General features: G+C 55.4%; 23 protein-coding genes and 1 pseudogene. 13 read left to right on the top strand and 11 right to left on the bottom strand.

The features are described from left to right. Nucleotides 1-12 precede the first annotated feature (12 nt). The gene (locus tag JZ655_RS11405) at nucleotides 13-1,155 is read right to left on the bottom strand and encodes a methyl-accepting chemotaxis protein (RefSeq protein ID WP_072039505.1); all 1,143 of its coding nucleotides are present in this window, start codon (nucleotides 1,153-1,155) and stop codon (nucleotides 13-15) included. A gap of 777 nt (nucleotides 1,156-1,932) precedes the next feature. On the opposite strand from JZ655_RS11405, the gene JZ655_RS11410 reads away from it, so the two are divergent. Then, on the top strand, nucleotides 1,933-3,165 hold the full coding sequence (locus tag JZ655_RS11410; protein WP_207291831.1) for a GGDEF domain-containing protein: 1,233 nt from the start codon (nucleotides 1,933-1,935) through the stop codon (nucleotides 3,163-3,165). Nucleotides 3,166-3,239: 74 nt separating this feature from the next. Here the strand turns inward: JZ655_RS11410 and JZ655_RS11415 are convergent, their stop codons facing one another. Continuing rightward, a complete protein-coding gene (locus JZ655_RS11415) occupies nucleotides 3,240-4,856 on the bottom strand; it encodes a peptide ABC transporter substrate-binding protein (RefSeq protein WP_207291832.1) in 1,617 nt (538 codons plus the stop codon). A 185-nt stretch (nucleotides 4,857-5,041) separates the two neighbouring features. Here JZ655_RS11415 and mpaA point away from each other — a divergent pair, with 185 nt between their 5' ends. After that, nucleotides 5,042-5,755 carry a murein tripeptide amidase MpaA gene (gene mpaA, locus JZ655_RS11420; protein WP_207291833.1) on the top strand — a complete coding sequence of 238 codons (714 nt, stop codon included), beginning with the start codon at nucleotides 5,042-5,044 and terminating at the stop codon, nucleotides 5,753-5,755. Here mpaA and ycjG read toward each other — a convergent pair. Beyond that, nucleotides 5,746-6,711 (bottom strand): L-Ala-D/L-Glu epimerase, encoded by a 966-nt coding sequence (gene ycjG / locus JZ655_RS11425; protein ID WP_207291834.1) that lies wholly within the window; start codon nucleotides 6,709-6,711, stop codon nucleotides 5,746-5,748. The genes mpaA and ycjG overlap by 10 nt on opposite strands. Before the next feature lie 105 nt (nucleotides 6,712-6,816). On the opposite strand from ycjG, the gene tpx reads away from it, so the two are divergent. Further along, entirely contained in the window at nucleotides 6,817-7,323 is a 507-nt protein-coding gene (gene tpx / locus JZ655_RS11430) for a thiol peroxidase (protein ID WP_040075395.1), read from the top strand. Between the two features lie 44 nt (nucleotides 7,324-7,367). Here tpx and tyrR read toward each other — a convergent pair whose 3' ends face one another. The 7 genes and pseudogenes from tyrR to pspA form a co-directional block, all read right to left on the bottom strand. Next, nucleotides 7,368-8,909, bottom strand: coding sequence for a transcriptional regulator TyrR (gene tyrR / locus JZ655_RS11435; protein ID WP_207291835.1), 1,542 nt, complete (start codon nucleotides 8,907-8,909; stop codon nucleotides 7,368-7,370). Between the two features lie 103 nt (nucleotides 8,910-9,012). After that, complete coding sequence (locus JZ655_RS11440) at nucleotides 9,013-10,077, bottom strand: YcjF family protein (protein WP_207291836.1); 1,065 nt, start codon at nucleotides 10,075-10,077, stop codon at nucleotides 9,013-9,015. Continuing rightward, a pseudogene (locus tag JZ655_RS11445) lies at nucleotides 10,074-11,470 on the bottom strand (YcjX family GTP-binding protein). The gene JZ655_RS11440 and the pseudogene JZ655_RS11445 overlap by 4 nt, the downstream one beginning before the upstream one ends. Before the next feature lie 109 nt (nucleotides 11,471-11,579). Continuing rightward, on the bottom strand, nucleotides 11,580-11,798 hold the full coding sequence (gene pspD / locus JZ655_RS11450; RefSeq protein WP_040075390.1) for a phage shock protein PspD: 219 nt from the start codon (nucleotides 11,796-11,798) through the stop codon (nucleotides 11,580-11,582). 14 nt (nucleotides 11,799-11,812) lie between these two features. After that, entirely contained in the window at nucleotides 11,813-12,172 is a 360-nt protein-coding gene (gene pspC / locus JZ655_RS11455; protein WP_040075388.1) for an envelope stress response membrane protein PspC, read from the bottom strand. Further along, on the bottom strand, nucleotides 12,172-12,396 hold the full coding sequence (gene pspB / locus JZ655_RS11460; protein ID WP_040075387.1) for an envelope stress response membrane protein PspB: 225 nt from the start codon (nucleotides 12,394-12,396) through the stop codon (nucleotides 12,172-12,174). The genes pspC and pspB overlap by 1 nt, the downstream gene beginning before the upstream one ends. Nucleotides 12,397-12,453: 57 nt before the next feature. Continuing rightward, nucleotides 12,454-13,122, bottom strand: a complete 669-nt coding sequence (gene pspA, locus JZ655_RS11465) for a phage shock protein PspA (protein WP_207291837.1) — start codon at nucleotides 13,120-13,122, stop codon at nucleotides 12,454-12,456. Between the two features lie 151 nt (nucleotides 13,123-13,273). Between pspA and pspF the strand changes: the two genes are divergently transcribed. The 10 genes from pspF (at nucleotide 13,274) to pdeR (ending at nucleotide 26,042) form a co-directional block, all read left to right on the top strand. Beyond that, nucleotides 13,274-14,263: a phage shock protein operon transcriptional activator gene (gene pspF, locus JZ655_RS11470; protein ID WP_172657812.1), complete on the top strand. Its 990-nt coding sequence runs from the start codon at nucleotides 13,274-13,276 to the stop codon at nucleotides 14,261-14,263. Nucleotides 14,264-14,351: 88 nt separating this feature from the next. After that, nucleotides 14,352-15,992 (top strand): ABC transporter substrate-binding protein SapA, encoded by a 1,641-nt coding sequence (gene sapA, locus JZ655_RS11475; RefSeq protein WP_046885229.1) that lies wholly within the window; start codon nucleotides 14,352-14,354, stop codon nucleotides 15,990-15,992. Next, the gene (gene sapB / locus JZ655_RS11480; RefSeq protein WP_046885228.1) at nucleotides 15,989-16,954 is read left to right on the top strand and encodes a putrescine export ABC transporter permease SapB; all 966 of its coding nucleotides are present in this window, start codon (nucleotides 15,989-15,991) and stop codon (nucleotides 16,952-16,954) included. Before sapA ends, sapB begins: the two co-directional genes overlap by 4 nt. Further along, nucleotides 16,941-17,831, top strand: coding sequence for a putrescine export ABC transporter permease SapC (gene sapC / locus JZ655_RS11485; protein WP_046885227.1), 891 nt, complete (start codon nucleotides 16,941-16,943; stop codon nucleotides 17,829-17,831). The genes sapB and sapC overlap by 14 nt, the downstream gene beginning before the upstream one ends. After that, complete coding sequence (sapD, locus tag JZ655_RS11490) at nucleotides 17,831-18,823, top strand: putrescine export ABC transporter ATP-binding protein SapD (RefSeq protein WP_207291838.1); 993 nt, start codon at nucleotides 17,831-17,833, stop codon at nucleotides 18,821-18,823. Before sapC ends, sapD begins: the two co-directional genes overlap by 1 nt. Nucleotide 18,824: 1 nt before the next feature. Then, nucleotides 18,825-19,631, top strand: coding sequence for a putrescine export ABC transporter ATP-binding protein SapF (sapF, locus tag JZ655_RS11495; protein ID WP_207291839.1), 807 nt, complete (start codon nucleotides 18,825-18,827; stop codon nucleotides 19,629-19,631). 125 nt (nucleotides 19,632-19,756) lie between these two features. Then, nucleotides 19,757-20,545: an enoyl-ACP reductase FabI gene (gene fabI / locus JZ655_RS11500; protein ID WP_040075380.1), complete on the top strand. Its 789-nt coding sequence runs from the start codon at nucleotides 19,757-19,759 to the stop codon at nucleotides 20,543-20,545. Between the two features lie 170 nt (nucleotides 20,546-20,715). Beyond that, complete coding sequence (locus JZ655_RS11505) at nucleotides 20,716-21,705, top strand: CMD domain-containing protein (RefSeq protein ID WP_207291840.1); 990 nt, start codon at nucleotides 20,716-20,718, stop codon at nucleotides 21,703-21,705. A gap of 87 nt (nucleotides 21,706-21,792) precedes the next feature. Continuing rightward, nucleotides 21,793-23,727 (top strand): exoribonuclease II, encoded by a 1,935-nt coding sequence (locus tag JZ655_RS11510; protein WP_046885224.1) that lies wholly within the window; start codon nucleotides 21,793-21,795, stop codon nucleotides 23,725-23,727. A gap of 323 nt (nucleotides 23,728-24,050) precedes the next feature. Continuing rightward, nucleotides 24,051-26,042 carry a cyclic di-GMP phosphodiesterase gene (pdeR, locus tag JZ655_RS11515; RefSeq protein ID WP_046885223.1) on the top strand — a complete coding sequence of 664 codons (1,992 nt, stop codon included), beginning with the start codon at nucleotides 24,051-24,053 and terminating at the stop codon, nucleotides 26,040-26,042. On the opposite strand, the gene JZ655_RS11520 is transcribed toward pdeR, so the two are convergent. Beyond that, nucleotides 26,039-26,908 (bottom strand): crotonase/enoyl-CoA hydratase family protein, encoded by an 870-nt coding sequence (locus JZ655_RS11520; RefSeq protein ID WP_207291841.1) that lies wholly within the window; start codon nucleotides 26,906-26,908, stop codon nucleotides 26,039-26,041. The genes pdeR and JZ655_RS11520 overlap by 4 nt on opposite strands. Nucleotides 26,909-26,940 lie beyond the last annotated feature (32 nt).

Consider the following 26,940-nt stretch of genomic DNA (forward strand, 5'->3'; position numbering starts at 1 on the left):
CAGGCTTTATCTTTAGTAAGAGTGCCCCATTCGTGAGGCTAATCGTCGACCATCCATGCCATAGTTTTCCGTATTCTCTTGCTCAAGACGGAAGTTACGCGTGCGGGCCTGCAGCTCAATCACCTGATTTTTTAATACCGCAGAGGAGCCAGAGAGTTCATCGACCATCGCCACGTTGCTCTGGGTCACGTTCTCCAGGTCGCTCAGCGCGAGGGTGATTTGCGCAATGCCCATCTCCTGTTCGCTGGTGGAGTTCGAAATCTCATTCATTAGCTGGCTCACCTGACCCGAGCCGCTCACGATATCGCGCATGTTCTTTTCTGCCTCCGACACCACCATCGCCCCCTGGTTGACGTTATGGCTGGTCACGTCGATGAGCGATTTAATGTTTTTGGCCGCTTCCGCACTGCGATGGGCCAGGCTACGTACCTCACCCGCCACGACCGAGAAGCCTTTACCGTGGTCGCCGGCGCGTGCGGCCTCTACGGCCGCGTTCAAGGCCAGAATATTGGTCTGGAAAGCGATACCGTCAATCATGGAGATAATTTCGGTCATCTGCTGAGCGCATTCGGTTATCGAATTCATATTATTCGCCACCTGCCCCATCAACTCGCCCCCCTTTTTCGCCTGCTGTGTGGCGGCATTCGCCCGCTCGCTGGCCAGACGGGTGTTGTCTGCCGTGTTACGTGTGGTGGCGGCCATCTGCTCCATACTGGCCGCCGTTTCTACCAGTGAGGCCGACTGCTGCTCTGTTTTGGCCGACAGCGCGGCGCTGCGTGCCGCCAGTTGATCCGACAGGCTCATCGCCGTTTGTGAAGAGGCACGAATTTCACTTACCAGCGTCGCGATATTGCCGGATAGCGTGTTAATGCCCGGGATTAATCGCCCGGCGCAATTATTACCGAACTCAGGAATGATTACGCCCAGTTTGCCCGCGGTAACTTCTTCAATACTTTTTTTCACAGTATTGATCGGCTTCACAAGAAATTGTGTCAAATAGGTGAATAACAGTAAAAAAGCGACGATGAAGAAAATGTTCAACGCGATCAGTAGAGTGAATTTACCGGGAGACACTGCAACCAGGAAATTGGATATTAAAAAGACGCCCACGAGATAAACAAGAACAAATGTTCTTACGCTAATGTTTTTAAGCATAATAGAGTCCGCAATCGATATTTTTGTCGATATTGAGTTTATAGCACCCGCCTTTTTATTTTTCATCTCAAATTTAAGGTCTTGTTGCCTTTGGTGGTCATACCAGTTAATTTGCGTTAGGTAAGGATATAATCTGCCATTAATAAATACAAACCAGCAAAAACTCCAGTACGCATGCGCTCTATATACTATATCGTTATTTTTTAACAACGTAGTTTTTAATTGCGCTACGTCTCACTGATGAAAAGAATCAGGGTTGATTAAACCTAATTTAGTCACACTTAAGTATTATCGAGATGGCATGTTTCTTCAATACCGCTACAAATAATGATAAAGATTTTTCGCTGAATACCGATAACGTATAGACCCAGAAATAATATTTTGACCGAATGGTCAATTATTTGCCAGACTGTTTCGACTTCTGCAGGCCAGAGATGCAATAATTTATAAAACAGTGTTTTTATTCCGGTTCTCATCCACCACCCCGTTCTATCCTGGCTCCCTGTTATCATCTCGATGATTGACGACCCTGTACGGACCCAACGTTTTACCGCGAACGCGCGTTTGTTGATTAATTACGTGGCGATTGAGACCCGGTTTTCAGCTCCGCTCGTGGCGACAGCAAAACGTTAGCCGTCAGTAAAATAAATAAGAATCATGCGCGGGTCTCACAAAAAAATCATGCCTGATGGTATGAAGTAGAGTATGTTGCAAAGAAACCCGTGCGTGTCGTTTCCGTTATGGTCCAGGCTGCGTGCCGATAAATGGGACTTAATTATGTCGCTACCTGAGTTTGATGCGCTTAATATTCTTAAAACGCCCGTCTGGTTGATCTCCGCGGAAACAGAAACCCTGCTTTTTGCCAATACGGTGGCGAAAGCGTTTATGCAGGGGGCAACGTTCGACGCGCTGCGTAAGGGGAATTACTGCGCCCATGCGCAAACGTCGCTGGCCATGTATGTTCCAGATTTAAAAGCGCAGCAGGAGATTGTTGAGGTCTGGACTATCCTGCATCGCGACGAACAAATCACCCTGAGCTGCCGGCTGTCGCTGACCTCCTTTGCCCCTTATGGCGAAGTGATTGTCTTCGAAGGTCTGCCTCCCCAGCCTGCGACGGGACTCAAAGCCACCCGCTCGGCCACCTATCAGCGCAAAAAACAGGGTTTTTACGCCCGCTTTTTCCTCACTAACAGCGCGCCGATGCTGCTGATCGATCCGGCCCGTGACGGCCAGATCGTAGATGCCAACGTCGCGGCCCTCACTTTCTACGGCTATAACCATGACGAGATGTGCAGCAAACACACTTGGGAGATCAACACCCTTGGCCGGAACATCTTGCCAGTCATGAACGAAATCGCCCGCTTGCCCGGCGGACATAAGCCGCTGAATTTTGTCCATCGCCTCGCAAACGGGACCACCCGCCACGTACAGACCTACGCCGGGCCAATTGAAATCTATGGCGATAAGTTGATGCTGTGCATCATTCACGATATTACCGAGCAAAAAAGGCTGGAGCAGGAACTTGAGCACGCCGCCCTTCGCGATTCGCTCACGGGGCTGCTGAACCGCCGTCAGTTCTATAGTCTGACCGACAAAACAACCGCCGCTCAGCTGCCGCTCCAGCAGGAGTTCAGCCTGCTGCTGGTGGACACCGATCACTTCAAAGATATTAATGATATGTTCGGCCATCAAAAGGGGGATGAGGTATTAATTGCCCTTGCAAGGATGCTGGAGAGTTGTTGCCGCAAAGACGATTACGTCTTCCGCTGGGGGGGCGAAGAGTTTGTCCTGCTGCTCCCCCGCACTTCACTGGAAGCTGCTTTACAACTGGCAGAAACTCTTCGCGTCGCTATTGCTCACATCGCCCTTCCCGGCCTGCCGCGCTTTACTGTCAGTATTGGTGTCGCACGTCACAACCCGGACGAGAACATAGATGAACTTTTCAAACGGGTGGATGATGCGCTCTACCGCGCAAAAAACGATGGGCGTAACAAGGTGCTGGCCGCCTGAAGGGGTAGCCCGGTTTCACGTCCCCCCTTCTGATTAGGCGCGGTTGCCTGACCTTCACAGGCAACCGCTACGCATCAGTGCTTCTCAATATACATCGTGCGGCTGTAGGCCACGTCTTCCGGGTTATTGATCGGGTAGCCCTTCACCCAGGGTTTGATCAAGCGGCCATTGGTGTATTGATAAATCGGGGCCACTGGGGCTTTTTCGGCCAGAATTTTCTCTGCGGCGTTGTAATCCGCATTCCGCGCCTTCGCGGTGGTCTCCATGGATGCCTGGTTAATCACCTTGTCATACGCCGGGTCGTTGAAGCGTGAAATATTCCCCGTGTGGGTGGAGGTCAATAGCGAGAGGAAAGTCGACGGCTCGTTATAATCCCCTACCCACGAGGCGCGGATCACATCGAAGTTGCCGGTGTTACGACTGTCGATGTAGGTTTTCCACTCCTGGTTTTGCAGCTTCACATCCACGCCGAGGTTCTTCTTCCACATCGACGCCACCGCGATGGCGATTTTCTGGTGGTTTTCAGAGGTGTTGTACAGCAGCGTCAGCTTCAAGGGGCGCTGAGGATTATAGCCTGCCGCCTGAAGCAGGGTTTTCGCCTGGGCGTTAAGCTCCTCTTGCGACATCTGCTCAAACGGCGACGGCTCCGGAGTAAAGCCCGCCGTCACATCCGGGGTGAAGTGCCAGGCCGGTTTTTCGCCCGTACCCAGGACTTTCTCGGCCATAATGCGTCGGTCGATGGTCATACTCAGCGCCAGACGCACCCGGGCGTCGGCGGTCGGCCCTTTCTGGGTATTAAAGGCGTAGTAATAGGTACCTAACTGAGGGGGCGTATAGACCTGCCCTGGAATATCTTTCAGTAACTTTTGATAGAGGTTTTTCGGGAAAGATTCTGTAATGTCGATATCGTTCGCCAGGTAGCGTTTGGTGGCGGAAGACTCCTGATTGATCGGCACAAAGGTCACCTTCTTCAGTACCGTTTTGCCATTGTCCCAGTAATGCGTATTGGGCTCGACCACCAGCTTCTCGTTCACCACCCGATCTTTCAGCACGAACGCGCCGTTTCCTACCAGCGCACCAGGGCGGGTCCACTCTTTACCGCTTTCGATGTTGGCTTTTTGTACCGGATAGAAGGCGAAACTGGCGGTAAGGTTAGCAAACCACGGCAAGGGTTTATCCAGTTGCACGCGCAGGGTGTGGTTATCTACCGCCGTCACGCCGAGCTTGTCTGGCGTGGCTTTCCCGTCAATGATCGCCTGGGCATTGGTCACGCCTGCCAGCGCAGCAAACCACGCAAAAGGCGACGTGGTTTTCGGATCAACCAGACGCTGCCAGCTGTAAACAAAATCTTGTGCCGTGACCGGGGTACCGTCTGACCACCGGGCATTATCGCGCAGGGTGAAGGTCCAGACCCGGTTGTCATTGCTCTGCCAGCGGGTAGCAACACCCGGTACCAGCTCGCCTTTCTCGTTCTGGTTTACCAGGCCTTCAAACAGATCGCGTATAACCTGAATTTCAGGCAGCCCCACGGCTTTGGCGGGATCGAGTGAAGCGGGTTCATCTTTAATATGGCGAACCAGCTCCTGTCTCGGCGCCAGCTGCGTGCCGGAAGGAATATCCGCCGCAAAGGACCAGGATGACAGGCCGCACAGCAACAGGGCAGAAGTAAGCAGCGAAACAGGATGCTTCATGAGATCCTCTCTGGAATAGTGGCTAACAAGCAGATGGCTAATTATTTGTTTCAGAACAGTGAAATGCAAATAACTTACGCCGGAAACATGATATGCGCCAGTTTTCCCGGGCTGGCGAAACTATTTGATTAAGCGGATGTTTTGCACAACACTGCCAGTAAGCACCATTATCATCAGGATCCCCTATGACCCTTACTCGCCCCCGAACAGAACGTGGCGCTTTTCCTCCCGGCACCGAACATTATGGTCGCTCACTGCTTGGCGCGCCGCTTATCTGGTTTCCCGCGCCCAATGCCGATCGTGAAAGTGGCCTTATCATCGCCGGCACCCATGGCGATGAAAATTCCTCGATTGTCACCCTCTCCTGCGCGCTACGCACTCTGGCGCCCGAACAGCGTCGGCATCACGTGGTGTTGACGGTTAATCCGGATGGGTGTCAGTTGGGGCTGCGCGCCAACGCGCGCGGGGTGGATTTAAATCGCAACTTCCCGGCAGCAAACTGGCGCGCAGGCGAGACGGTTTATCGCTGGAACAGCGCGGCAGAAGAGCGGGATGTGGTGCTGCTAACCGGCGAAAAGCCAGGTTCAGAGCCCGAAACCCAGGGGTTGTGCAAGTTGATTCACAAGCTGCACCCGGCATGGGTGGTCTCGTTTCACGATCCGCTCGCCTGTATAGAGGACCCCGGCCATACGGCGCTGGGACGCTGGCTGGCAGAGGCTTTCTCCCTGCCACTGGTCACCAGCGTCGGCTATGAAACGCCAGGCTCGTTTGGTAGCTGGTGTGCGGACCTGGGTCTGCACTGCATCACCGCAGAGTTCCCCCCCATCTCCTCTGACGAAGCCAGCGAGAAGTATCTGAAAGCGATGGTGGGCCTGCTGCGCTGGGAAGCTCAAAGATAGAGGGTACCGGCGCGAAACTGCAGGGCGGGTGAGACATCGACCGCCAGCCACGTGGGGCCATCCAGGTCGGCGAAGCTGACCTCTGGCACCAGCGGCAGCGCGGCGCCGATGGCTCTGGAGGTGCAGAGCATGCAGCCCAGCATCAGGGCGAACCCCTGCTCCTGCGCCTCATTAGCTAACGCCAGCGCCTCGGTCAGCCCACCCGTTTTATCGAGTTTTATATTGACCATCTCATAGCGCCCTTTCAGCTCACTCAGGCTTGCACGCGTGTGGCAGCTCTCATCGGCACAGATAGGCAGCGGATGAATAAAGTTCGCCAGCGCCGCATCTTCCCCCGCGGGGAGAGGCTGTTCAAGCATCGCCACCCCGAGGTCTGCCAGCAGCTGGCAGCGCGCCGCCAGCCCTTCAACGTGCCAGGATTCATTAGCATCGACAATCAGCGTAGCCTCTGGTGCTGCCGCACGGATCGCAATCATCCGTTCGCTTATCAGGCGATCGTCCAGTTTGACCTTCAACAATCTTGCTCCGGCCGCGCAGAGCGCCTGGGCGCTGGCGGCCATCTGCTCGGGCTCGCCAATGACCACTGTCTGGGCCGTTATGAGGCTTTGGGGGAGCGTGGCACCCGCCAGATGCGCCAGAGGCATCTCCTGCTGACGGGCGGCAAGATCCCAGAGTGCGCAGTCTACGGCATTGCGAGCCGCCCCGGGGGGCAGAGCAGCCTGCAGCGCTTCGCGCGTCATACCCTGCTCGATTTCTGGCCCCAGGGCCATAATTTGCGCCATCACAGAGGCTGGCGTTTCGCCGTAGCGCGGATAAGGCGTACACTCCCCCACACCTTTAATGCCCTCCTCCTCGATTTCAACGACCACGACGCAGGCTTCGCTGCGGGCACCCCGGGAGATGACAAAGGGTGAATGCAGAGGCCAGGCTTCTTCGTAAACCTTGAGGGTTTTCATCACTCGCTCCTGTAATGCGACTTATCGTAAATAGGGTTTGCCGTGTTATTCGCTGTTGTCATACACTAGCGGCGACGTTAACTATATGTAAACAGGAAGATATCCATGTCACAACTCGTTCATTTCCAGGGCAACCCGGTTGCTGTTGCTGGTGCCATTCCGCAGGCGGGTAGCAAGGCACAGGCTTTTACTCTCGTAGCAAAAGACCTGTCCGACGTCGCGTTGAGCCAGTTTGCTGGCAAACGTAAAGTCCTGAACATTTTCCCAAGCATCGACACTGGCGTGTGTGCCGCATCAGTGCGTAAATTCAACCAACTGGCCACTGAAATGGACAACACCGTGGTGCTGTGCATTTCCGCCGATCTGCCGTTTGCCCAGTCTCGCTTCTGCGGCGCAGAAGGTCTGAGCAACGTCATCACCTTGTCTACGCTGCGTAACGCAGATTTCCTGCAGAACTATGGCGTGGGCATTGCCGAAGGCGCGCTGAAAGGCCTGGCCGCACGTGCTGTTCTGGTCATTGATGAAAACGACAATGTCGTCTTCAGCCAGCTGGTGGATGAAATTACCACCGAGCCAGATTACACGGCTGCGCTGGAAAGCCTGAAAGCCTAAGCGCTACGGCAAAATAAGAAAGCCTCCGCAAGGAGGCTTTTTTGTTACTCGTCACCTTTTTTCTGGCTCAGTCCATACTCGCGCAGCTTATTGGCGATTGCGGTATGCGACACGCCCAGACGCTTCGCCAGCTTACGGGTGCTGGGGTAATCGCGATAAAGCTGGGTGAGTACCGAGCGTTCAAAACGGCTGGTGATATCATCCAGCGAACCTTCCATCGCCTCTTCACCCACTGACACCGTACCGGCGTCATAGTCCGGCAGCAGAATGTCCTGTGGGCGGAGCTCATAACCTTCCAGCTGACTGAGGGCCCGGTAGATCGCGTTTTTTAACTGCCGCACATTGCCCGGCCAGCCGTAGCGCGTCAGCACGTTACTCAGATCGGACGAAAATTTAGGACGCGGAATACCTTGCTCATCGGCAAAGCGAGCGACAAAGAGTTCCGTTAACGGCATGATGTCCTGCGGGCAATCACGCAGCGGTGGAATATTCAGGGTCAGCACGTTCAGACGATAGTAGAGATCTTCCCGGAACAGCCCTTTTTGTACCAGCTCCACCAGGTTTTTTTGGGTCGCGCAGATGACGCGCACATCCACGTGAACCTCGTGATCTTCCCCCACCCGGCGGAACGTACCGTCATTAAGGAAACGTAGCAGTTTGGCCTGCATGCGCGGCGACATTTCGCCAATCTCATCCAACAGGACCGAGCCGCCGTTGGCCTGCTCGAAGAACCCTTTTATCCCCTCCGGCGCGTGGCCGAACAGCTCACTCTCGACCGCATCTTCCGGAATCGAAGCGCAGTTAAGCGCAAGATAGGGTTTTGCCGCGCGCGGGCTGGCCAGGTGGACAGCATGCGCCAGCAGATCTTTACCGGTGCCGGTATCGCCGGTGATCAGCAGCGGCGCGGTGAGGTTTGCCAGCTTACGGGCCTGGTCAACGACGTGACGCATCTTCGCGCTGACAGCGATGATCTGATTGAACGCACTCATATCCTGGCTGCTGAGGTCCTGCAGCTGACGTCCCATTCGCACCGTAGAGCGCAGCATAATCACCGCCCCGGTTAGCACGCTGACGTCATTTTCACCCTTCAGGTAAAACGGCGTAATCTCCATCAGGAAGTTTTGCCCGTGGATCACCACGTGTTCGCTGTGGGTGGACTGCGGGTTGCTCTCCAGCCAGCGCTGGAAATTAAAACCGGGGATCAGCTGGGGTGCCGTATGGTTACGCAATTTGTCTGCGTCAAGACCGAAAAGCTGACAGCCTGCCTGGTTGGCACGCTCGATTTTGCTTTTCATATCAAGGGATAAAAACGGTTCCGGCATCGCCTGCAACAGGGCGTTCAGCGCCAGATGTTCGCGTTCGGAAGGCATCCACGGCACCGTGCGCACATCCGTAACGCCAGCGATACGGCGGATTTCAGCCATCAAACTGCTGAATGTATCGAATTCGATTTCGGCGAAATTGAGGTAAATCTTCCCGATGGGATCGATCTCAATGCCGCGCAGATCAATGCTACGCAAAACAAGGAGATCAAGTAACTCGCGAGTCAGGCCGAGACGGTCCTTACAAAAAACTTCCAGACGCATGGGAAAATCACTCTATAAGCCAGTAACCTACAAATGATAAGCCAGATATCGCTATTCAGGAAGATGGCTGTCAACAAATATTGACAGCCTGCGGAAATAACACTCAGTCCGCCTGGGACTGCGGCTTTTTATTCAACGTCTCTTTCAACTGGCCGATCAATTCGCGGCGGAAATCACCGAGCCGCGGTTTGTCCCCCTCGATCCACGGCAGCGGACGGCAGAGCTCCATGGCTTTGATCCCCAGACGTGCGGTCAGTAAACCAGCCCCGATACCCTGGGCGGCGCGGGTCGAGAGACGCGCGGCCAGATCCTGAGACATCCAGTCCATACCCACCTCACGTACCAGTTCAGTGGCGCCGGCAAACGCGATGTTGAGCAGTACCAGGCGAAACAGTCGCAGCCGACTGTAGTACCCCAGCTCAATGCCGTAGAGGGTGGCGATGCGGTTGATCAGCCGTAAATTACGCCAGGCAATAAAGGCCATATCCACCAGCGCCAGCGGACTGACGGCAATCATAAGCGTGGACTCAGCGGCCGAGCGGCTGATTTCACGTCGCGCCTGCGAGTCGAGTACCGGCTGTACCAGGTGTGCGTACAGTGAAACCACTTCCCGGTCATTCTGCGTTTCGTGAATCGCGGCGTACCAGCGCTGCAACGCTGGATGAGAGTGATCCATCCCCGCCTGTTGCGCTAATTTTTCACAGAATGCACGCCCTTTGCCCGTGGCATGGCTGTGTAGCAAATCGCGGGCTTCGTCGCGCTCGTGCGCACGCTGACGCAGGCGCCAGAGTCGACGCCATTCGGTGGCCAGCGATCCGACCCCTGCGCCAATAATCAGGGCGCCCGCCGCGCAACCTCCCAGTGCCACCCAGTCTTGCGTCTGCCAGGCGTGCATCGTCCACTGAACGCCCTGGCCCACCACGCTTATACCAAACAGCGCCAGCCCGGCGGTGACCATTTTGCGCCACAGGCTGCGTTTAGGCCGCAGGGCCTGCTCCACAACCGCTTCCGCCTGGCCCTCTTCTTCAGCGAGCAGCGTTTCTGTTAACGCCGGTGCGAAGTTGTCCGCCTGGGGGCCGTTAAAGGTCTGCGCAGAGCGAAACGCTTCGGTGCGGTCCGGCTCCAGCGGTCCGGAGAAATCAATACGGGGTTTGAGCGGTTCCGTCATCGCAATTTATCTCCAATTAAAACTCCAGTGCAGCATCCAGGCGTATATGCGGTAGCGGTTGATCGACATTCATCGTCTGAGGACGGAATGCTTCAAACTGAAAACCCTGATTTTGCCAGAACGCCTGGCCTGGCAAGCGAGCGGGCACCTCCCCGGGATAGACCGTAAGCGGTTCGCCATCGCTCAGACGATGCCCGCGCAGCGCCGGGATTTTCTCACCGTTTACGTCAATCAGCCCACTCTGCGTAGCCTGAACCGACGCCAGCCCCAGACAATCCATGCTGATCCCCTCGAAGGCGGCGTTCTGCCAGGCATCCTGCACCAGCTGTTGCAGGAGTGAGACCATATTGGCGTGCTGATCTACCGTCACGTGATCGGCTTTGGTGGCGGCAAACAGCAGTTTATCAATGACCGGGGAGAACAAGCGCCGAAACAGCGTTCGCTGGCCGTAGTGGAAACTTTGCATGAGCTGGGTGAGCGCCAGACGCATATCGTTGAAAGCTTGCGGGCCGCTGTTAAGGGGTTGCAGGCAATCAACCAACACGATCTGACGGTCGAAGCGCAAAAAGTGGTTGGTGTAAAAGCCCTTGACCACTTTGTCGCAATAATAGTTAAAACGCTCGCGCAGCATGCCGGCGTTGGTCTGTTTATCGGCCTGCGCCAGCTTAGATTCGCCGTAGGTCTCCACATCCGGCCAGGGGAAGAACTGCAGCGCGGGTGCACCCGCCATATCCCCGGGCAGCACGAAGCGGCCCGGCTGGATAAAGTGCAGCCCCTCTTTTTTGCACTGATGCAGATAGTCGGTCCAGGCTTCAGCGATAGCGGCCAGACGGTTTTCATCAGCCGGAGCCAGCGGATCCAGCCCTTCACAGAGGCTGCGCCATTTGGCTGACCACTCGGCCCTGTGACCCTGTAACAAACCGGTCATCTGCCGGGACCAGCTCAGGTAATCCTGCGTCAGCATGGGCAGGTCCAGCAGCCATTCGCCGGGGTAATCTACGATTTCAAGATAGAGCGTAGACGTCTCTTTGAAGTGGCGCAGTAGTGAGTCATTGGAGCGAAAACGAAGCGCCAGGCGGATTTCGCTAACCCCACGGGTCGGCGTCGGCCAGGTGGGAGGCGTACCGTACAGCTGCGCCAGCCCTTCATCATAGGTAAAACGGGGGATACCGAAATCGCGCTGGGGCACGCGTTTTACGCCTAACAGACGCTCTTCGCGCACGGCGCTCAGAAGCGGCAGACGCGCCCCCGCATGAAGATTGAGCAGTTGGTTGACCATCGCCGTGATAAAGGCGGTTTTGCCGCTGCGGCTCAGTCCAGTGACCGCCAGGCGCAAATGCCGGTCAACCCCGCGGTTGACCAACGAGTTGAGTTCATTTTTAAATCGCTTCATCGCCATCCTGTATCGTCTGAAGGAATTATTGTTCTTAAATATATGACATGGGGTTAACAAGAAGGGAATAAAAGCCCCCGAAGGGCAATGGCACATCATCGATGTGCCGTTATTTCAGTTTGCCGGAAAGGCGAGTCGCCAGTTTTTTCAGTAAGGGTTCGAGGGCCACCGCCAGCAACAGTCGGACGGGTTTACGTGCGACCGACTTGATCGCCCAGCCCGCAACCCCTGCCGGGCCGTAGCGCAATGCGGTGAGTAGTACCAGCTTCCCTGCGATTTTGAGGCCTGGTTTAACACTCTGCCCGGCCTTGTGCCAGCGTTGATTCATCTCTGTTCTCTCAGTTATAGCTGACGAAAACGGCTTCGCAGCGTAAAGGTATCGGAGGTGACATACCGTTCCATTTCGCGCAGGCGCTGTTCGCCTGACGCCAGTTCGGCATCCACCGCATCCAGTAATTCAGAACTTGTAGGGACGTTTTCCCCCTCCATCGCTCCCTCCGGCATCGGATCCAGCACGAAGGACAAAATGATATAGGCCACTAACGTAATAAAGGCCAGGCCAAAGAAGATGGAGAGCACAGTCACTACGCGCACCAGCTTAACCGGGACATCCAGGTAATGCGCAAGACCCGCACACACCCCACGAACCATCCCCTGCTGAGGAATACGCCACAATTTTTTATTCAGATTCAATCCGGCCATTAACGATCCCTCCACTGTGGATGTTCCGCATCCAGGATGGCTTCCAGCGCCTGGATACGCTCACGCATTTTTTTCGCATCGAGGGTTAGCTGACTCAGTCGCTGCTGCTCGCTTTGGGATAATTCGCTACGTGAAGAGCGGTTGCTGTAGTGAAGCCACAGCCAAATCGGCAAAACAAACAGCACGAAAATGGTCAGTGGAATGGCAAGAAAAAGCGCGCTCATGTCTACTCCTTGTCTTACGATGAGTGGCGGTGCCGCCTGTGGGCACCGCTAACGTTATTATTGGTTATCGACTTTCATTTTGGCTTTCAGCGCAGCCAGTTGCTCACTGATTTCATCATCCGCTTTCAGTTCTGCAAACTCTTGATCCAGGGACTTCTGTTTGCCAAAGCTGTGGCTTTCGGCCTCGGCTTCCATTTGATCAATGCGACGTTCGAAAGATTCAAAACGCGCCATCGCTTCATCCAGTTTTCCGCTGTCGAGTTGACGACGCACATCGCGGGAAGAGTTGGCCGCCTGATGACGCAGCGCCAGCGCCTGTTGACGGGCACGGGTTTCGCTCAGCTTGTTCTCCAGCTCAGCGATCTCTTTTTTCATGCGCACCAGGGTTTCATCAACCAGGGTCACTTCATGCTCAAGCGTCGCGACGATATCGGTCAGCTTCTGTTTTTCGATCAGTGCGGAGCGGGCCAGATCGTCTTTCTCTTTACGCAACGCCAGCTCGGCCTTCACTTGCCACTCGCTCTGCTGTGCGGTCGCTTGCTCAATGCGGCGAGTTAACTGTTTCTTTTCTGCCAGCGCACGCGCAGAGGTGGAGCGCACTTCTACCAGCGTGTCTTCCATCTCCTGAATCATCAGACGCACCAGCTTTTGCGGATCTTCCGCTTTTTCGAGCAGTGAGTTGATGTTGGCGTTCACGATGTCGGCAAAACGAGAAAAAATACCCATAATTCAATCCTCACAATGTAGTAATCGGGCGATGCCCTGCTGAATGACTAATACAAATAGCGTGCCATTTTTATATCTTATTGATTTTCAACATTGTGATTGCTTTTTGGTCAGTTACATCCTACTCTCGCTTAGTGAATCACACCACTAAATGGTTAATTTCATCATGGCTGAATTTAAAGACACGCTGTTGGGAGAAGCCAACAGTTTTCTCGAGGTACTTGAGCAGGTCTCGCGGCTGGCCCCTCTCAATAAACCGGTACTGATTATTGGCGAACGCGGGACCGGTAAAGAGCTGATTGCCAACCGCCTGCACTACCTTTCCGGGCGCTGGGATGGCCCCTTTATCTCGCTGAACTGCGCCGCGTTGAATGAGAACTTACTTGATACAGAACTGTTTGGGCATGAGGCTGGCGCCTTTACCGGCGCGCAAAAACGTCACCCCGGTCGCTTTGAACGTGCCGATGGTGGCACCCTGTTTCTTGACGAGCTGGCCACTGCGCCGATGCTGGTGCAGGAGAAACTGTTGCGCGTGATTGAATATGGCGAGCTGGAGCGTGTGGGTGGTAGCCAGCCCTTGCAGGTAAACGTGCGACTGGTTTGCGCCACAAACGCCGACCTGCCGGAGATGGTGGCACAAGAAAAATTCCGCGCCGACCTGCTGGACAGGCTGGCGTTTGATGTCGTGCTACTCCCGCCGCTGCGCGAACGACGCAGCGATATCATGCTGATGGCCGATCAGTTTGCCATCCAGATGTGTCGCGAGCTTGGCCTGCCCCTCTTTCCCGGCTTCAGCGAGCGCGCCCGCGAAACCCTGATGGGATACCGCTGGCCAGGCAACATTCGTGAGCTGAAAAACGTGGTGGAACGTTCGGTTTACCGCCACGGCACCAGCGAGACCGAACTGGACGATATCATTCTCGATCCCTTCTTACGTACGCAGCGGCACGAGAAGGAGCCCGTTCAGCCCAGCGATCACGCTCTGCCGCTTGATTTACGCCAGTTTCAGCTTGATCAGGAAAAGCAACTGCTTGAGCAGAGCCTGAACGAGGCAAAATATAACCAGAAACGCGCCGCTGAACTGCTGGGCCTGACCTACCATCAATTAAGGGCATTGCTCAAAAAGCATCAAATGCGCTGACATTATCAGCACTTACCCGCAGACATTTTTACCTGGCAGGCGTAAGTGCGATACACTTTGCAGATTGAATCTAAAAACCCTAAATATTATGCGTCTGGTTTTCTCGTCCCTGATTGCACTCGGCCTGTTCAGCAGCCAGGCATTCGCCGTCCCCTCCCCTGCGGATCGCACTGATATTCGCGAAAGCGGCTTTGTCTACTGCGTAAGTGGCCAGGTCAATACCTTCAATCCGCAGAAAGCGAGTAGCGGGCTGATCGTTGATACGCTCGCCGCTCAGCTCTACGATCGCCTGCTGGACGTCGATCCCTATACCTACCGGTTAGTGCCTGAACTGGCTGAAAGCTGGCAGGTGCTGGATAACGGCGCGACTTACCGTTTCCGTCTGCGCGACGACGTTGATTTCCAGACTACGCCGTGGTTTAAACCGACCCGCAAACTCAACGCGGACGACGTGGTCTTTACATTCCAGCGGATCTTTAATCGCCAGCATCCCTGGCACTATATTAACGGTGAGGCTTTCCCGTACTTCGACAGCCTGCAGTTCGCTGACACCGTTAAGGATGTGCGAAAAATCGATGCCCATACGGTAGAGTTTTCACTCTCCCGACCAGATGCCTCTTTCCTCTGGCATCTGGCGACGCACTACGCCTCGGTGATGTCTGCTGAATATGCCACCGTTCTGGCACAGCGCGATCAGCAGGAGTTGCTGGACCGCCAGCCCGTGGGAACCGGCCCCTTCCAGTTGGAGGAGTATCGCGCTGGCCAGTATATCCGCCTGCAGCGACATGCCCACTTCTGGCGTGGGACACCACTGATGCCTCAGGTGGTAGTCGATTTGGGTTCCGGCGGTACGGGGCGACTTTCAAAATTGCTGACCGGTGAGTGTGATGTTCTGGCCTGGCCGGCCGCCAGCCAGTTAACGATTCTGCGTGATGATCCGCGCCTGCGCCTGACTCTGCGCCCCGGCATGAACATTGCCTACCTGGCCTTCAATACCAACAAACCGCCGTTGAATAACCCGGCGGTGCGTCATGCCCTGGCGCTGGCTATCAATAATCAGCGTTTAATGCAGTCTATCTATTATGGTACCGCTGAAACGGCGGCATCGATCTTACCGCGCGCCTCGTGGGCTTATGATAATGAGGCTAAAATTACGGAGTACAATCCGGCTAAATCGCGCGAGCAGTTAAAAGCGCTGGGTGCCGAGAATCTCACCCTGCAGCTGTGGGTCCCCACCAGCTCGCAGGCCTGGAACCCCAGCCCGCTGAAAACCGCCGAATTGTTGCAGGCGGATCTGGCGCAGGTGGGGGTGAAAGTGGTGATTGTGCCGGTCGAAGGGCGTTTCCAGGAGGCGCGCCTGATGGATATGAATCATGACCTCACGCTCACGGGCTGGGCGACGGACAGTAATGATCCGGACAGCTTTTTCCGCCCGCTCATGAGCTGCGCGGCGATCGATTCGCAAACCAACTACGCGCACTGGTGTAATCGGGAATTCGACGCTGTGCTGCAGAAAGCGTTGGCCACCCAGCAACTTGCGGCGCGCATTGATGCCTACGATGAAGCCCAGAGTATTCTGGCGAAAGAACTGCCGGTGTTACCGCTGGCCTCTTCCCTGCGTCTGCAGGCTTACCGCTACGATATGAAAGGCCTGGTACTCAGTCCGTTTGGCAATGCGTCCTTTGCGGGCGTCTCTCGTGAGAAACCGGAAGAGGTGAAAAAACCGTGATTATTTTTACCTTACGCCGGCTGGTATTGCTGCTTATTACCCTCTTCTTCCTGACCTTTATTGGCTTCAGCCTGAGCTATTTCACCCCTCATGCGCCGCTGCAGGGGGCATCGTTATGGAATGCCTGGGTATTCTGGTTTGACGGCTTATTGCACTGGGACTTTGGCGTCTCCAGCATTAATGGTCAGCCCATTTCCGAGCAGTTAAAAGAGGTCTTCCCGGCGACCATGGAGCTCTGTATCCTCGCTTTCGGTTTTGCGCTGATGGTTGGTATTCCCGTGGGGATGCTGGCCGGGATCACCCGCAATAAGTGGCAGGATAAGCTGATAAGCGCCTTCGCACTGCTGGGCTTCTCAGTGCCGGTCTTCTGGCTGGCTCTGTTGCTGACGCTGTTCTTCTCGCTGACTCTCGGCTGGCTGCCGGTATCAGGGCGCTTCGACCTGCTCTATAACGTGAAAACCGTCACCGGTTTTGCCATCATCGACGCCTGGTTATCTGACTCCCCGTGGCGCCACGAGATGATCGTCAGCGCCGTGAGTCATATGGTTTTACCAGTGCTGACCCTTGCCGTGGCCCCCACCACGGAGGTGATTCGCCTGATGCGTATCAGTACCATTGATGTGTTTGATCAGAACTACGTCAAAGCCGCCGCGACGCGCGGACTATCGCGCCTGACGATTCTGCGCCGCCATGTGCTGCATAATGCGCTGCCGCCGGTAATACCGCGTCTGGGCTTACAGTTTTCGACCATGTTAACGCTGGCGATGATCACCGAAATGGTCTTTAGCTGGCCGGGTCTGGGTCGCTGGCTGATTAACGCTATCCGCCAGCAAGATTACGCCGCCATTTCTGCGGGCGTGATGGTAATAGGTGCACTGGTGATCATTGTGAACGTGATCTCCGATATTTTGGGCGCTATGGCTAACCCACTGAAACATAAGGAATGGTATGCCTTACGATAGCGTTTACAGCGAAAAACGCACCCCCGGTGCGCTACGCACCGCGTGGCGTAAATTCTACGGGGATACGCCGGCAATGGTCGGCCTTTACGGCTGTGGTGGCCTGCTGCTGCTCTGTCTGTTAGGCGGCTGGTTTGCACCTTATGGTATTGATCAGCAGTTCCTCGGTTATCAGTTGTTGCCTCCGTCCTGGTCGCGCTATGGCGAGGTCTCATTCTTTCTGGGGACCGACGATCTGGGGCGCGATCTCCTGAGCCGTTTGTTAAGCGGCGCGGCCCCTACCGTGGGCGGTGCGCTTATTGTCACGCTTGCCGCCACACTGTGCGGTCTGGCGCTGGGCATTCTGGCCGGGGCGACGCATGGCCTGCGCTCGGCGGTGATGAACCATATTCTCGACACCCTGCTGTCGATTCCGTCACTGCTGCTGGCCATTATCGTGGTGGCCTTTTTCGGGCCTCATTTGAGCCACGCCATGTTTGCCGTCTGGCTGGCGCTGCTGCCGCGTATGGTGCGCTCGGTCTACAGCCTGGTACATGACGAACTGGAGAAAGAGTATGTTGTGGCGGCGCGTCTTGATGGCGCCACCACCCTGAACATTTTATGGTTCGCCGTGCTGCCCAACATCGCCTCGGGGATGGTGACAGAGATCACCCGCGCCCTGTCGATGGCGATTCTGGATATCGCGGCCCTCGGCTTTCTTGATCTTGGCGCACAGCTCCCTTCACCTGAATGGGGCGCGATGCTCGGCGACGCGCTGGAGCTTATTTACGTGGCGCCCTGGACGGTGATGCTGCCCGGCGCGGCGATTATGGTTAGCGTACTGCTGGTCAACCTACTGGGCGACGGCATTCGCCGTGCGATTGATGCGGGGGTGGAGTAATGCCATTACTGGATATTCGCAATTTAACGATCGAATTCAAGACCAGCGAAGGCTGGGTCAAAGCCGTCGATCGGGTCAGCATTACCCTGAGCGAAGGCGAGATTCGCGGACTGGTAGGAGAATCCGGTTCGGGTAAAAGCCTTATTGCCAAAGCCATCTGCGGCGTGGCAAAAGACAACTGGCGGGTCACGGCCGACCGTATGCGCTTCGATGATATAGACCTGCTGCGCCTTTCCGCACGCGAGCGGCGTAAGCTGGTGGGCCATAACGTATCGATGATCTTCCAGGAGCCGCAATCCTGTCTCGATCCGTCTGAACGAGTGGGTAAACAGCTGATGCAGAACATCCCCGGCTGGACCTATAAAGGTCGCTGGTGGCAGCGTTTTGGCTGGCGCAAGCGCCGTGCCATTGAGTTACTGCACCGGGTCGGGATAAAAGATCATAAAGATGCCATGCGCAGTTTTCCTTACGAGCTGACTGACGGCGAATGTCAGAAGGTAATGATTGCCATCGCGCTGGCGAACCAGCCACGTCTGCTGATTGCCGATGAACCCACCAACGCGATGGAGCCCACCACGCAGGCGCAGATTTTCCGCCTGCTGTCGCGGCTGAATCAAAATAACAACACCACCATTTTGCTGATCAGCCATGATCTGCAAATGCTGAGTAAATGGGCAGATAAAATTGACGTGATGTACTGCGGCCAGACGGTAGAAACCGCATTCAGTGAAGATCTGGTGACCACACCGCATCACCCTTATACGCAGGCGCTGATCCGCGCGATTCCCGATTTTGGTAGTGCGATGCCGCATAAAAGCCGGCTTAATACCCTGCCCGGCGCCATCCCTCTGCTGGAACATTTACCCATTGGCTGTCGCCTTGGGCCGCGCTGCCCCTATGCTCAGCGTAAATGTATTGAGACGCCGCGCCTGGCCGGGGCCAAAAACCACCTGTTCGCCTGCCATTTCCCGCTGAACATGGAGAGAGAGTGACATGGTCGACACACTGCTGGAAGTGCGCAATCTCAGTAAAACCTTTCGCTATCGCACCGGTTTATTCCACCGCCAGAACGTTGAGGCAGTCAAGCCGCTGAGTTTCGCGCTGCGTGAAAAGCAGACGCTGGCGATTATTGGGGAGAACGGTTCGGGTAAATCGACGCTGGCAAAAATGTTGGCCGGAATGATTGAACCCACCGACGGTGAGATCCTGATTGACGATCATCTGCTGAAGTTTGGCGACTACTCTTTCCGTAGCCAGCGCATCCGCATGATTTTTCAGGATCCGTCGACCTCGCTCAACCCGCGCCAGCGCATTTCGCAAATTCTGGATTTTCCGCTACGTCTGAATACCAATCTCAGTGCCGAAGCGCGGCGCAAGCAAATTATCGACACCCTGCGTATGGTGGGTCTGTTACCGGATCATGTGAGCTATTATCCACACATGCTGGCACCGGGGCAGAAACAGCGTCTGGGCCTCGCCCGCGCCCTGATCCTCCGCCCGAAGGTGATCGTTGCCGATGAAGCATTGGCCTCGCTGGATATGTCGATGCGTTCCCAACTGATTAATCTGATGCTGGAGTTACAGGAGAAACAGGGGATCGCCTATATTTATGTGACCCAACATCTGGGCATGATGAAACATATCAGCGATCAGGTACTGGTGATGCACGAGGGCACCGTGGTTGAGCGTGGTAGCACGGCGTCGGTGCTTGCTTCTCCGCTGCATGACCTGACAAAACGGTTGATAGCCGGGCATTTTGGCGAAGCTTTAACCGCCGATGCGTGGCGAAAAGACAGGTGATTCCTCCCTGTTTGAGTGGTCGGATTAACTAACTTCGCGACACATGCTATTATCGCCGCGTTTTAACGACGGTCGCCCACAAATGATGACGATCGCCACAACAATGAATATAAGGATTAAGAGCTATGGGTTTTCTTTCCGGTAAGCGCATTCTGGTCACTGGCGTTGCCAGCAAACTGTCCATCGCATACGGTATCGCACAGGCTATGCACCGTGAAGGCGCTGAGCTGGCGTTCACCTACCAGAACGAGAAGCTGAAAGGCCGTGTGGAAGAGTTTGCCGCGCAGCTGGGGTCCAGCATCGTTCTGGAATGTGACGTTGCTCAAGATGAAAGCATCGATGGCATGTTCGCTGAGCTGGCAAAAGCATGGCCGAAATTTGACGGCTTCGTGCACTCTATCGGTTTCGCACCGGGCGATCAGCTGGACGGCGACTACGTCAATGCCGTAACCCGTGAAGGCTTTAAAATCGCACACGACATCAGCTCCTACAGCTTCGTGGCGATGGCGAAATCCTGCCGCACTATGCTGAATCCAGGCGCTGCCCTGCTGACCCTCTCTTATCTGGGCGCAGAGCGTGCAATCCCTAACTACAACGTTATGGGTCTGGCTAAAGCCTCTCTGGAAGCGAACGTACGCTACATGGCGAACGCAATGGGTCCTGAAGGCGTGCGTGTTAACGGCATCTCTGCGGGTCCAATCCGTACGCTGGCTGCCTCCGGTATCAAAGATTTCCGTAAAATGCTGGCGCACTGCGAAGCGGTTACCCCGATTCGTCGTACCGTTACCATTGAAGACGTGGGTAACTCTGCGGCCTTCCTCTGCTCTGACCTCTCTGCAGGTATCTCCGGCGAAGTGGTTCACGTTGATGGCGGTTTCAACATCGCAGCAATGAACGAGCTGGAAATCAAATAAGCTTGTCCTGTTACCCGGCGGCGCACGCTGCCGGGTGCTTCCCTCCCTTCTCCCTCGCATCACCCCGACCTTATATACCGTTCTGCTATTTGTTATCACTTAACAATATTTTTCCCTCCGTATGGGTTACGCCAGGATATTGATCGCCATTTTGAGATCAAGGAACGCCCATGGAACAACGCCGTCTTTCTGGTAAAGGCCACTGGTATCACGAAACCCAGTCTAATCACTGTCCGGCTGATGTTCTGCCCCTGGTGCCTGAAGCCGCTTACGTCGACGACCGTTTTTTGCTCGATTTAGCCCTTTCTGAAGAGACCCTGTCCGCGCATGAAGGCTGGCTGGCGCCTGCGCGGGAGCTCTGTAGCTTGCTGTTCCCTCTGCGGGTACCGGTATCGCGATTACGAACCCTGAGCGCATATGACCGCCTGAGCACCGCCCTGACGGTCGCTCAGGTCTGTGGCGTGCAACGTTTATGCAATCACTACGCAGCCCTTCTCGCCCCACTCCCCGGCCCGGACTCCTCGCGTGAAAGTAACCGCCGCCTTGCCGAGATTACCCAGTACGCCCGCCAGCTTGCCAGCTCGCCCGATGTCATCGACACCAAAGCCCAGCAGCAACTGGATGAAGTGGGTTTAACCACCTATGACGTGATAGTGATTAACCAGATTATCGGCTTTGTTGGCTTCCAGGCGCGCGTCGTCGCTGCGTTTCAGGCGATGCTGGGCCACCCGGTACGCTGGTTGCCAGGCCACCCTGGTTCGTCGCAACCGCTGATTGAGGAGGCGCAGCTGAGCGACTGGCAGGCGATTCTGCCGGTGGTGGCGCTTCCCGACGCCAGCGCACAACAGCTGGAGTCCCTGGCCCGCTGGCAAAACCAGCCCGCGTTACAACACCTGGCACCGGTGCTATGCCATGAGCCGGCGCTGCTGGAACGCACCGGTCAGATCCTGACAAGCGGAGTAGAGACCGTATCGACCTGCCCCGCCGCAGTCACCGCAGTCGAACTGCTGAGCTGCTCGCCAGACCGCTTTAGCGCTGCGCAATTCGCCCCGCTTATCCGGGAGGACGTTACCGCAACCCGGGCGATCAACCTGCTCGCCTGGAGCGCATTTTGTGGCTGGCTAAACCGCCTGAAGATCGCGCTACGTAAGGTCGAATAACCCTTCTTTTTACCGAAAGAGCGCTTGCTGAAGACCTAAGAATCGCGTAAAACTGTCAGCCGCTCATTGGCTACGAAAATAGACACTATGCTTCAGGACAACCCGCTGCTTGCGCAGCTAAAACAGCAGCTTCATTCTCAGACGCCCCGCACTGAAGGGGTTGTAAAAGCCACGGAAAAAGGCTTTGGCTTCCTCGAAGTCGATGCGCAGAAAAGCTACTTCATCCCGCCTCCGCAGATGAAGAAAGTGATGCACGGCGACCGTATCGTCGCTGTGATTCATACCGAAAAGGAACGCGAATCCGCCGAGCCGGAAGAGTTGATCGAGCCGTTCCTGACCCGTTTCGTTGGTAAGGTTCAGAGAAAAGACGACCGTCTTTCTATTACGCCGGACCATCCCCTGTTAAAAGATGCCATTCAGTGCCGTGCCGCACGGGGCGTTGAACACGATTTCAAAGAAGGCGACTGGGCCGTTGCTGAAATGCGCCGCCATCCGCTGAAAGGCGATCGCTCCTTCTATGCTGAACTGACCCACTTTATCACCTTCGGCGACGACCACTTCGTGCCATGGTGGGTAACCCTGGCGCGCCATAATCTTGAAAAAGAGGCGCCAAACGGCGTGGCGACGGAGATGCTGGATGAAGGTCTGGAGCGTCAGGATCTGACTGCCCTGAACTTTGTCACCATTGATAGCGCCAGCACCGAAGATATGGACGATGCGCTGTACGTCGAAGAGCGTGCCGATGGCAAACTGGCGCTGACGGTGGCTATCGCCGACCCTACCGCCTGGGTTGCCGAGGGGAGCAAGCTGGATGACGCGGCCAAAATCCGTGCGTTCACCAACTATCTGCCGGGCTTTAATATCCCAATGTTGCCGCGTGAACTCTCTGATGACCTGTGCTCTCTGCGCGCCATGGAAGTTCGCCCGGTGCTGGCTTGTCGTATGACCATCGCGACGGATGGCACCATCGAAGATGACATCACCTTCTTCGCGGCAACCATCGAATCGAAAGCGAAGCTGGTGTATGACAACGTCTCAGACTGGCTGGAAAATAGCGGTAGCTGGCAGCCTGAAAACGACGCCATTGCCGACCAGATTCGTCTGCTGCACCGCGTATGCCAACGCCGTAGCGAATGGCGTCAGACTCATGCGCTGGTCTTTAAAGATCGACCAGACTATCGCTTTATTCTGGGCGATAAAGGCGAAGTGCTGGATATCGTGGCAGAACCGCGCCGCATTGCTAACCGTATCGTTGAAGAGTCAATGATTGCGGCCAACATCTGTGCAGCCCGCGTATTGCGCGACAAACTTGGTTTTGGCATCTACAACGTCCATACCGGTTTCGACCCGGCCAACACCGAAGCGCTGGCGGCTCTGCTCAAAACCCACGATGTGCATGTTGATCCGCAAGAGGTGCTAACCCTCGAAGGTTTCTGCAAATTGCGTCGTGAGCTGGATGCCCAGCCGACCGGCTTCCTCGACAGCCGTATTCGTCGCTTCCAGTCATTCGCGGAAATCAGCACCGAGCCCGGTCCCCACTTTGGCCTTGGCCTGGAAGCCTACGCGACCTGGACCTCACCTATTCGTAAGTATGGCGACATGGTGAACCATCGTCTGCTGAAGGCTATCATCAAAGGCGAAACCATTGCCCGTCCCGGCGATGAGACCACCCTGCAGATGGCCGAGCGCCGCCGCCTGAACCGCATGGCCGAGCGCGATGTCGGTGACTGGCTGTATGCCCGCTTCCTCAACGATAAAGCCGGAACGGAGACGCGTTTCCCGGCCGAAATTATCGATGTCAGCCGTGGCGGCATGCGCGTACGTCTGGTGGACAATGGTGCGGTGGCGTTTATCCCTGCACCATTCCTGCACGCCGTTCGCGACGAGTTGGTCTGTAGCCAGGAAAATGGCACAGTGCAGATCAAAGGCGAAACGGTGTATAAGGTCACCGAAGTGATCGATGTCACCATTGCGGAAGTCCGTATGGAAACCCGCAGCATTATCGCCCGCCCTGCGGTCTAATAACCTGCTGAAATGTCGGCTGCACCTCTTTCAGGGCAGCCGACATTTTTTATTCTGCGTTAAACCTCGCATTCATCACTTTTCCTCGCTCTTTTCCCCCACAATCCGCCAAAAGCGATCACAATTATCTATAGCTTCGGTGCGGTAGCATCACGATATTGTAGAATTTTCATTCACTTTTACCCCTTTTCATTATTCTCGTTCTAATATAAGAAAACAGGGAAAAAACAATAATTTCATCTCGTGAATACCTTTCGGAACTGGTGGTGTACGCGAATGAAAATGCGCATTGTGAGCGCTATTAAGCGGGCCCGGGAGAGAACATGATTGACGATCTGGAGCAAAATTTGCTGTTTCGTTATATGGGCACCCTCAGTCCCTGGTGGCGCCTGACAGCCGACAGTAACGCGCTCCATCTTGCTGCCAGCGAGAGTTCCGATACCACGCAGGTGGTCGCCCTGACGGATGAACAGGCCGACAGCATTCGCGAGATGACCGTTATTACCTCCAGCATTACCATGACACTTTCGCTCTATGGCACCGACGTCCCGGTGCATCTGGTTGGCCGTAAAATCAATAAAAAAGAGTGGGCTGGCACCGCCTCTGCCTGGAATGACACCCCTTCCGTTGCGCGGGATCTGGCCCAGGGGCTCTCTTTTGCCGAGCAGGTGGTTTCTGAAGCCAACTCCGTGATTGTCATTCTCGACCGACACGGCAATATTCAGCGTTTCAATCGTCTGAGCGAAGAGTATACCGGCCTGAAAGAGCAGGAAGTCATCGGCCAGAACGTCTTTAAACTCTTTATGAGTCGCAGCGAAGCGGCTGCCTCCCGGCGTAATATCAGCGGTTTTTTTCGTAACGGCAGCTCCTATGAGGTGGAACGCTGGATCAAGACCCGCAAAGGTCAGCGCCTGTTTCTCTTTCGTAATAAATTCGTCCATAGCGGTAGCGGAAAAAATGAGATCTTCTTGATCTGCTCAGGCACGGATATTACGGAGGAGCGCCGCGCCCAGGAACGACTGCGCGTGCTGGCGAATACCGATACCATTACGGGCCTGCCTAACCGAAACGCCATCCATGAAATGATCAGCGATGCTATTGCGCAGCGCGGAGAGGGTCAGGTGGGCGTGGTCTATCTCGACCTGGATAATTTCAAAAAGGTGAACGATGCCTACGGGCACATGTTTGGCGATCAGCTCCTACAGGCCGTCGCGCTGGCGATTTTGAGCTGCCTTGAAGAGGGGCAGGTTCTTGCGCGCCTGGGTGGGGATGAGTTTATTGTTCTGGCGACTGACACCTCCCAAAGCTCGCTGGAGGCGATGGCCTCACGCATTTTAACCCGCCTGCGGCAGCCCTTTCGCATCGGTCTCATCGAAGTCTACACGGGTTGCTCACTGGGTATTTCCCTTGCGCCTCAGCACGGCACCGATCGCGAGAGCGTGATCCGTAACGCCGATACAGCGATGTACACCGCCAAAGAGAGTGGCCGCGGTAAATTTACGGTCTTCTCACCAGAGATGAATCAGCGCGTATTTGAGTACCTGTGGCTGGATACCAACCTGCGTAAAGCGCTCGATAATGACCAGTTAGTGATCCACTACCAGCCCAAGATTACCTGGCGCGGAGAAGTCCGGAGCCTGGAGGCGCTGGTGCGTTGGCAATCGCCCGAACGCGGGCTGATCCCTCCCATGGAGTTTATCTCCTACGCGGAAGAGTCCGGGCTCATTGTGCCTCTCGGGCGCTGGGTGATGCTCGATGTGGTGCGCCAGGTGGCCAAGTGGCGTGATAAGGGAATCAACTTACGGGTGGCGGTTAACGTCTCAGCGCGGCAGCTCGCGGATCAGACCATTTTCAGCGATCTGAAACAGGCCCTGAAAGATTTGAATTTCGAATACTGTCCGATTGATGTAGAACTCACCGAAAGTTGCCTGATTGAGAATGAAGAGCTGGCGTTGTCAGTGATCCAACAATTCAGCAAGCTGGGATCGCAAATTCATCTGGATGACTTTGGTACTGGATACTCATCCCTCTCTCAGCTGGCGCGTTTTCCCATTGACGCTATCAAGCTCGACCAGGCCTTTGTGCGGGATATTCATAAACAGTCCGTCTCTCAATCGCTGGTGCGTGCCATTGTGGCCGTGGCGCAGGCCCTGAATCTGCAGGTGATCGCTGAAGGGGTGGAGAGTGCGAAAGAAGACGCCTTTCTGACAAAGAATGGCGTCAATGAACGACAGGGATTTCATTTTGCTAAACCTATGCCCGCGACTGCCTTCGAGCGTTGGTTTAAACGCTACCAGTCACGCAATGCCCGCTAGCTCGCTTTACGCAATCCGGAAGCGGTGTGACGATCCTGCAGCTGAACCAGCCGTTCCATATAGGCGATATCTTTCGGTTGCAGGCAGAATGCGGCATCTACCCAGTCCTCAGTGATATCCATCAGTTCGCTACGGGGTAACTGCATCACGCGCTGCCGGGCCCGCAACATCGCCCGAACACCATTCATTTTGGGCTGCAGGGTATCAATAAAGGTCCGTGTCGCCACATAGCCTTGCCCCGGCTCAAAAAGCACGTCCACCAGTCCATGCTGCTGGTACCACTCCGCCGTGTGTGATTCCCCTTTGTAAATCAGCTCTTCGGCCAGTTTCATGCCGGAACGACGCGCAACCAGCGAGTAGCCGCCCATCCCCGGAAAGAGGTTGAAGGCGATCTCCGGGAACCCTAAGCGCACATCTCGCTGGGCCAGCAGAAAGTGATGGGCCAGCGCCGCCTCAAAGCCTCCACCCAGCGCGCTCCCTTCGACCATCGAGAGGGAAATCGCCCCGGTATCAAAGCCCCTTGAGGCCGCATGGACACAATCCACGCAGGCGCGAGCGTAAGCGCGTAAGGCTTCGCGTCGGCCATGCTGGATACACTCCACGAAGAAACGTAAATCACCTCCTGCATTGTACATATCCGGTACCAGCGAGCCGGTCACCCAAAAGTCGACGATAAAGCCCGATTGCCGCACCAGCCATGACATATTCATGATCTCTTCGATCAGCGCATGATTAAAACAGGGTCGCGGCTGAGCGCGCAGCATCATCCAGACGGTACGTCTCTCCTCCTCGTAATATCCCGCCAACTGCGTGAATCGTTCCGTATCAGTAAAGAGTTTACAGGTCACCTGATTGATAATAGTCATAGTCTATTTCCTCTTGGAAAAAAGCGCGTTGC

Source organism: Leclercia pneumoniae, from assembly GCF_017348915.1.
GTDB classification, from domain to species: Bacteria; Pseudomonadota; Gammaproteobacteria; order Enterobacterales; family Enterobacteriaceae; genus Enterobacter; species Enterobacter pneumoniae.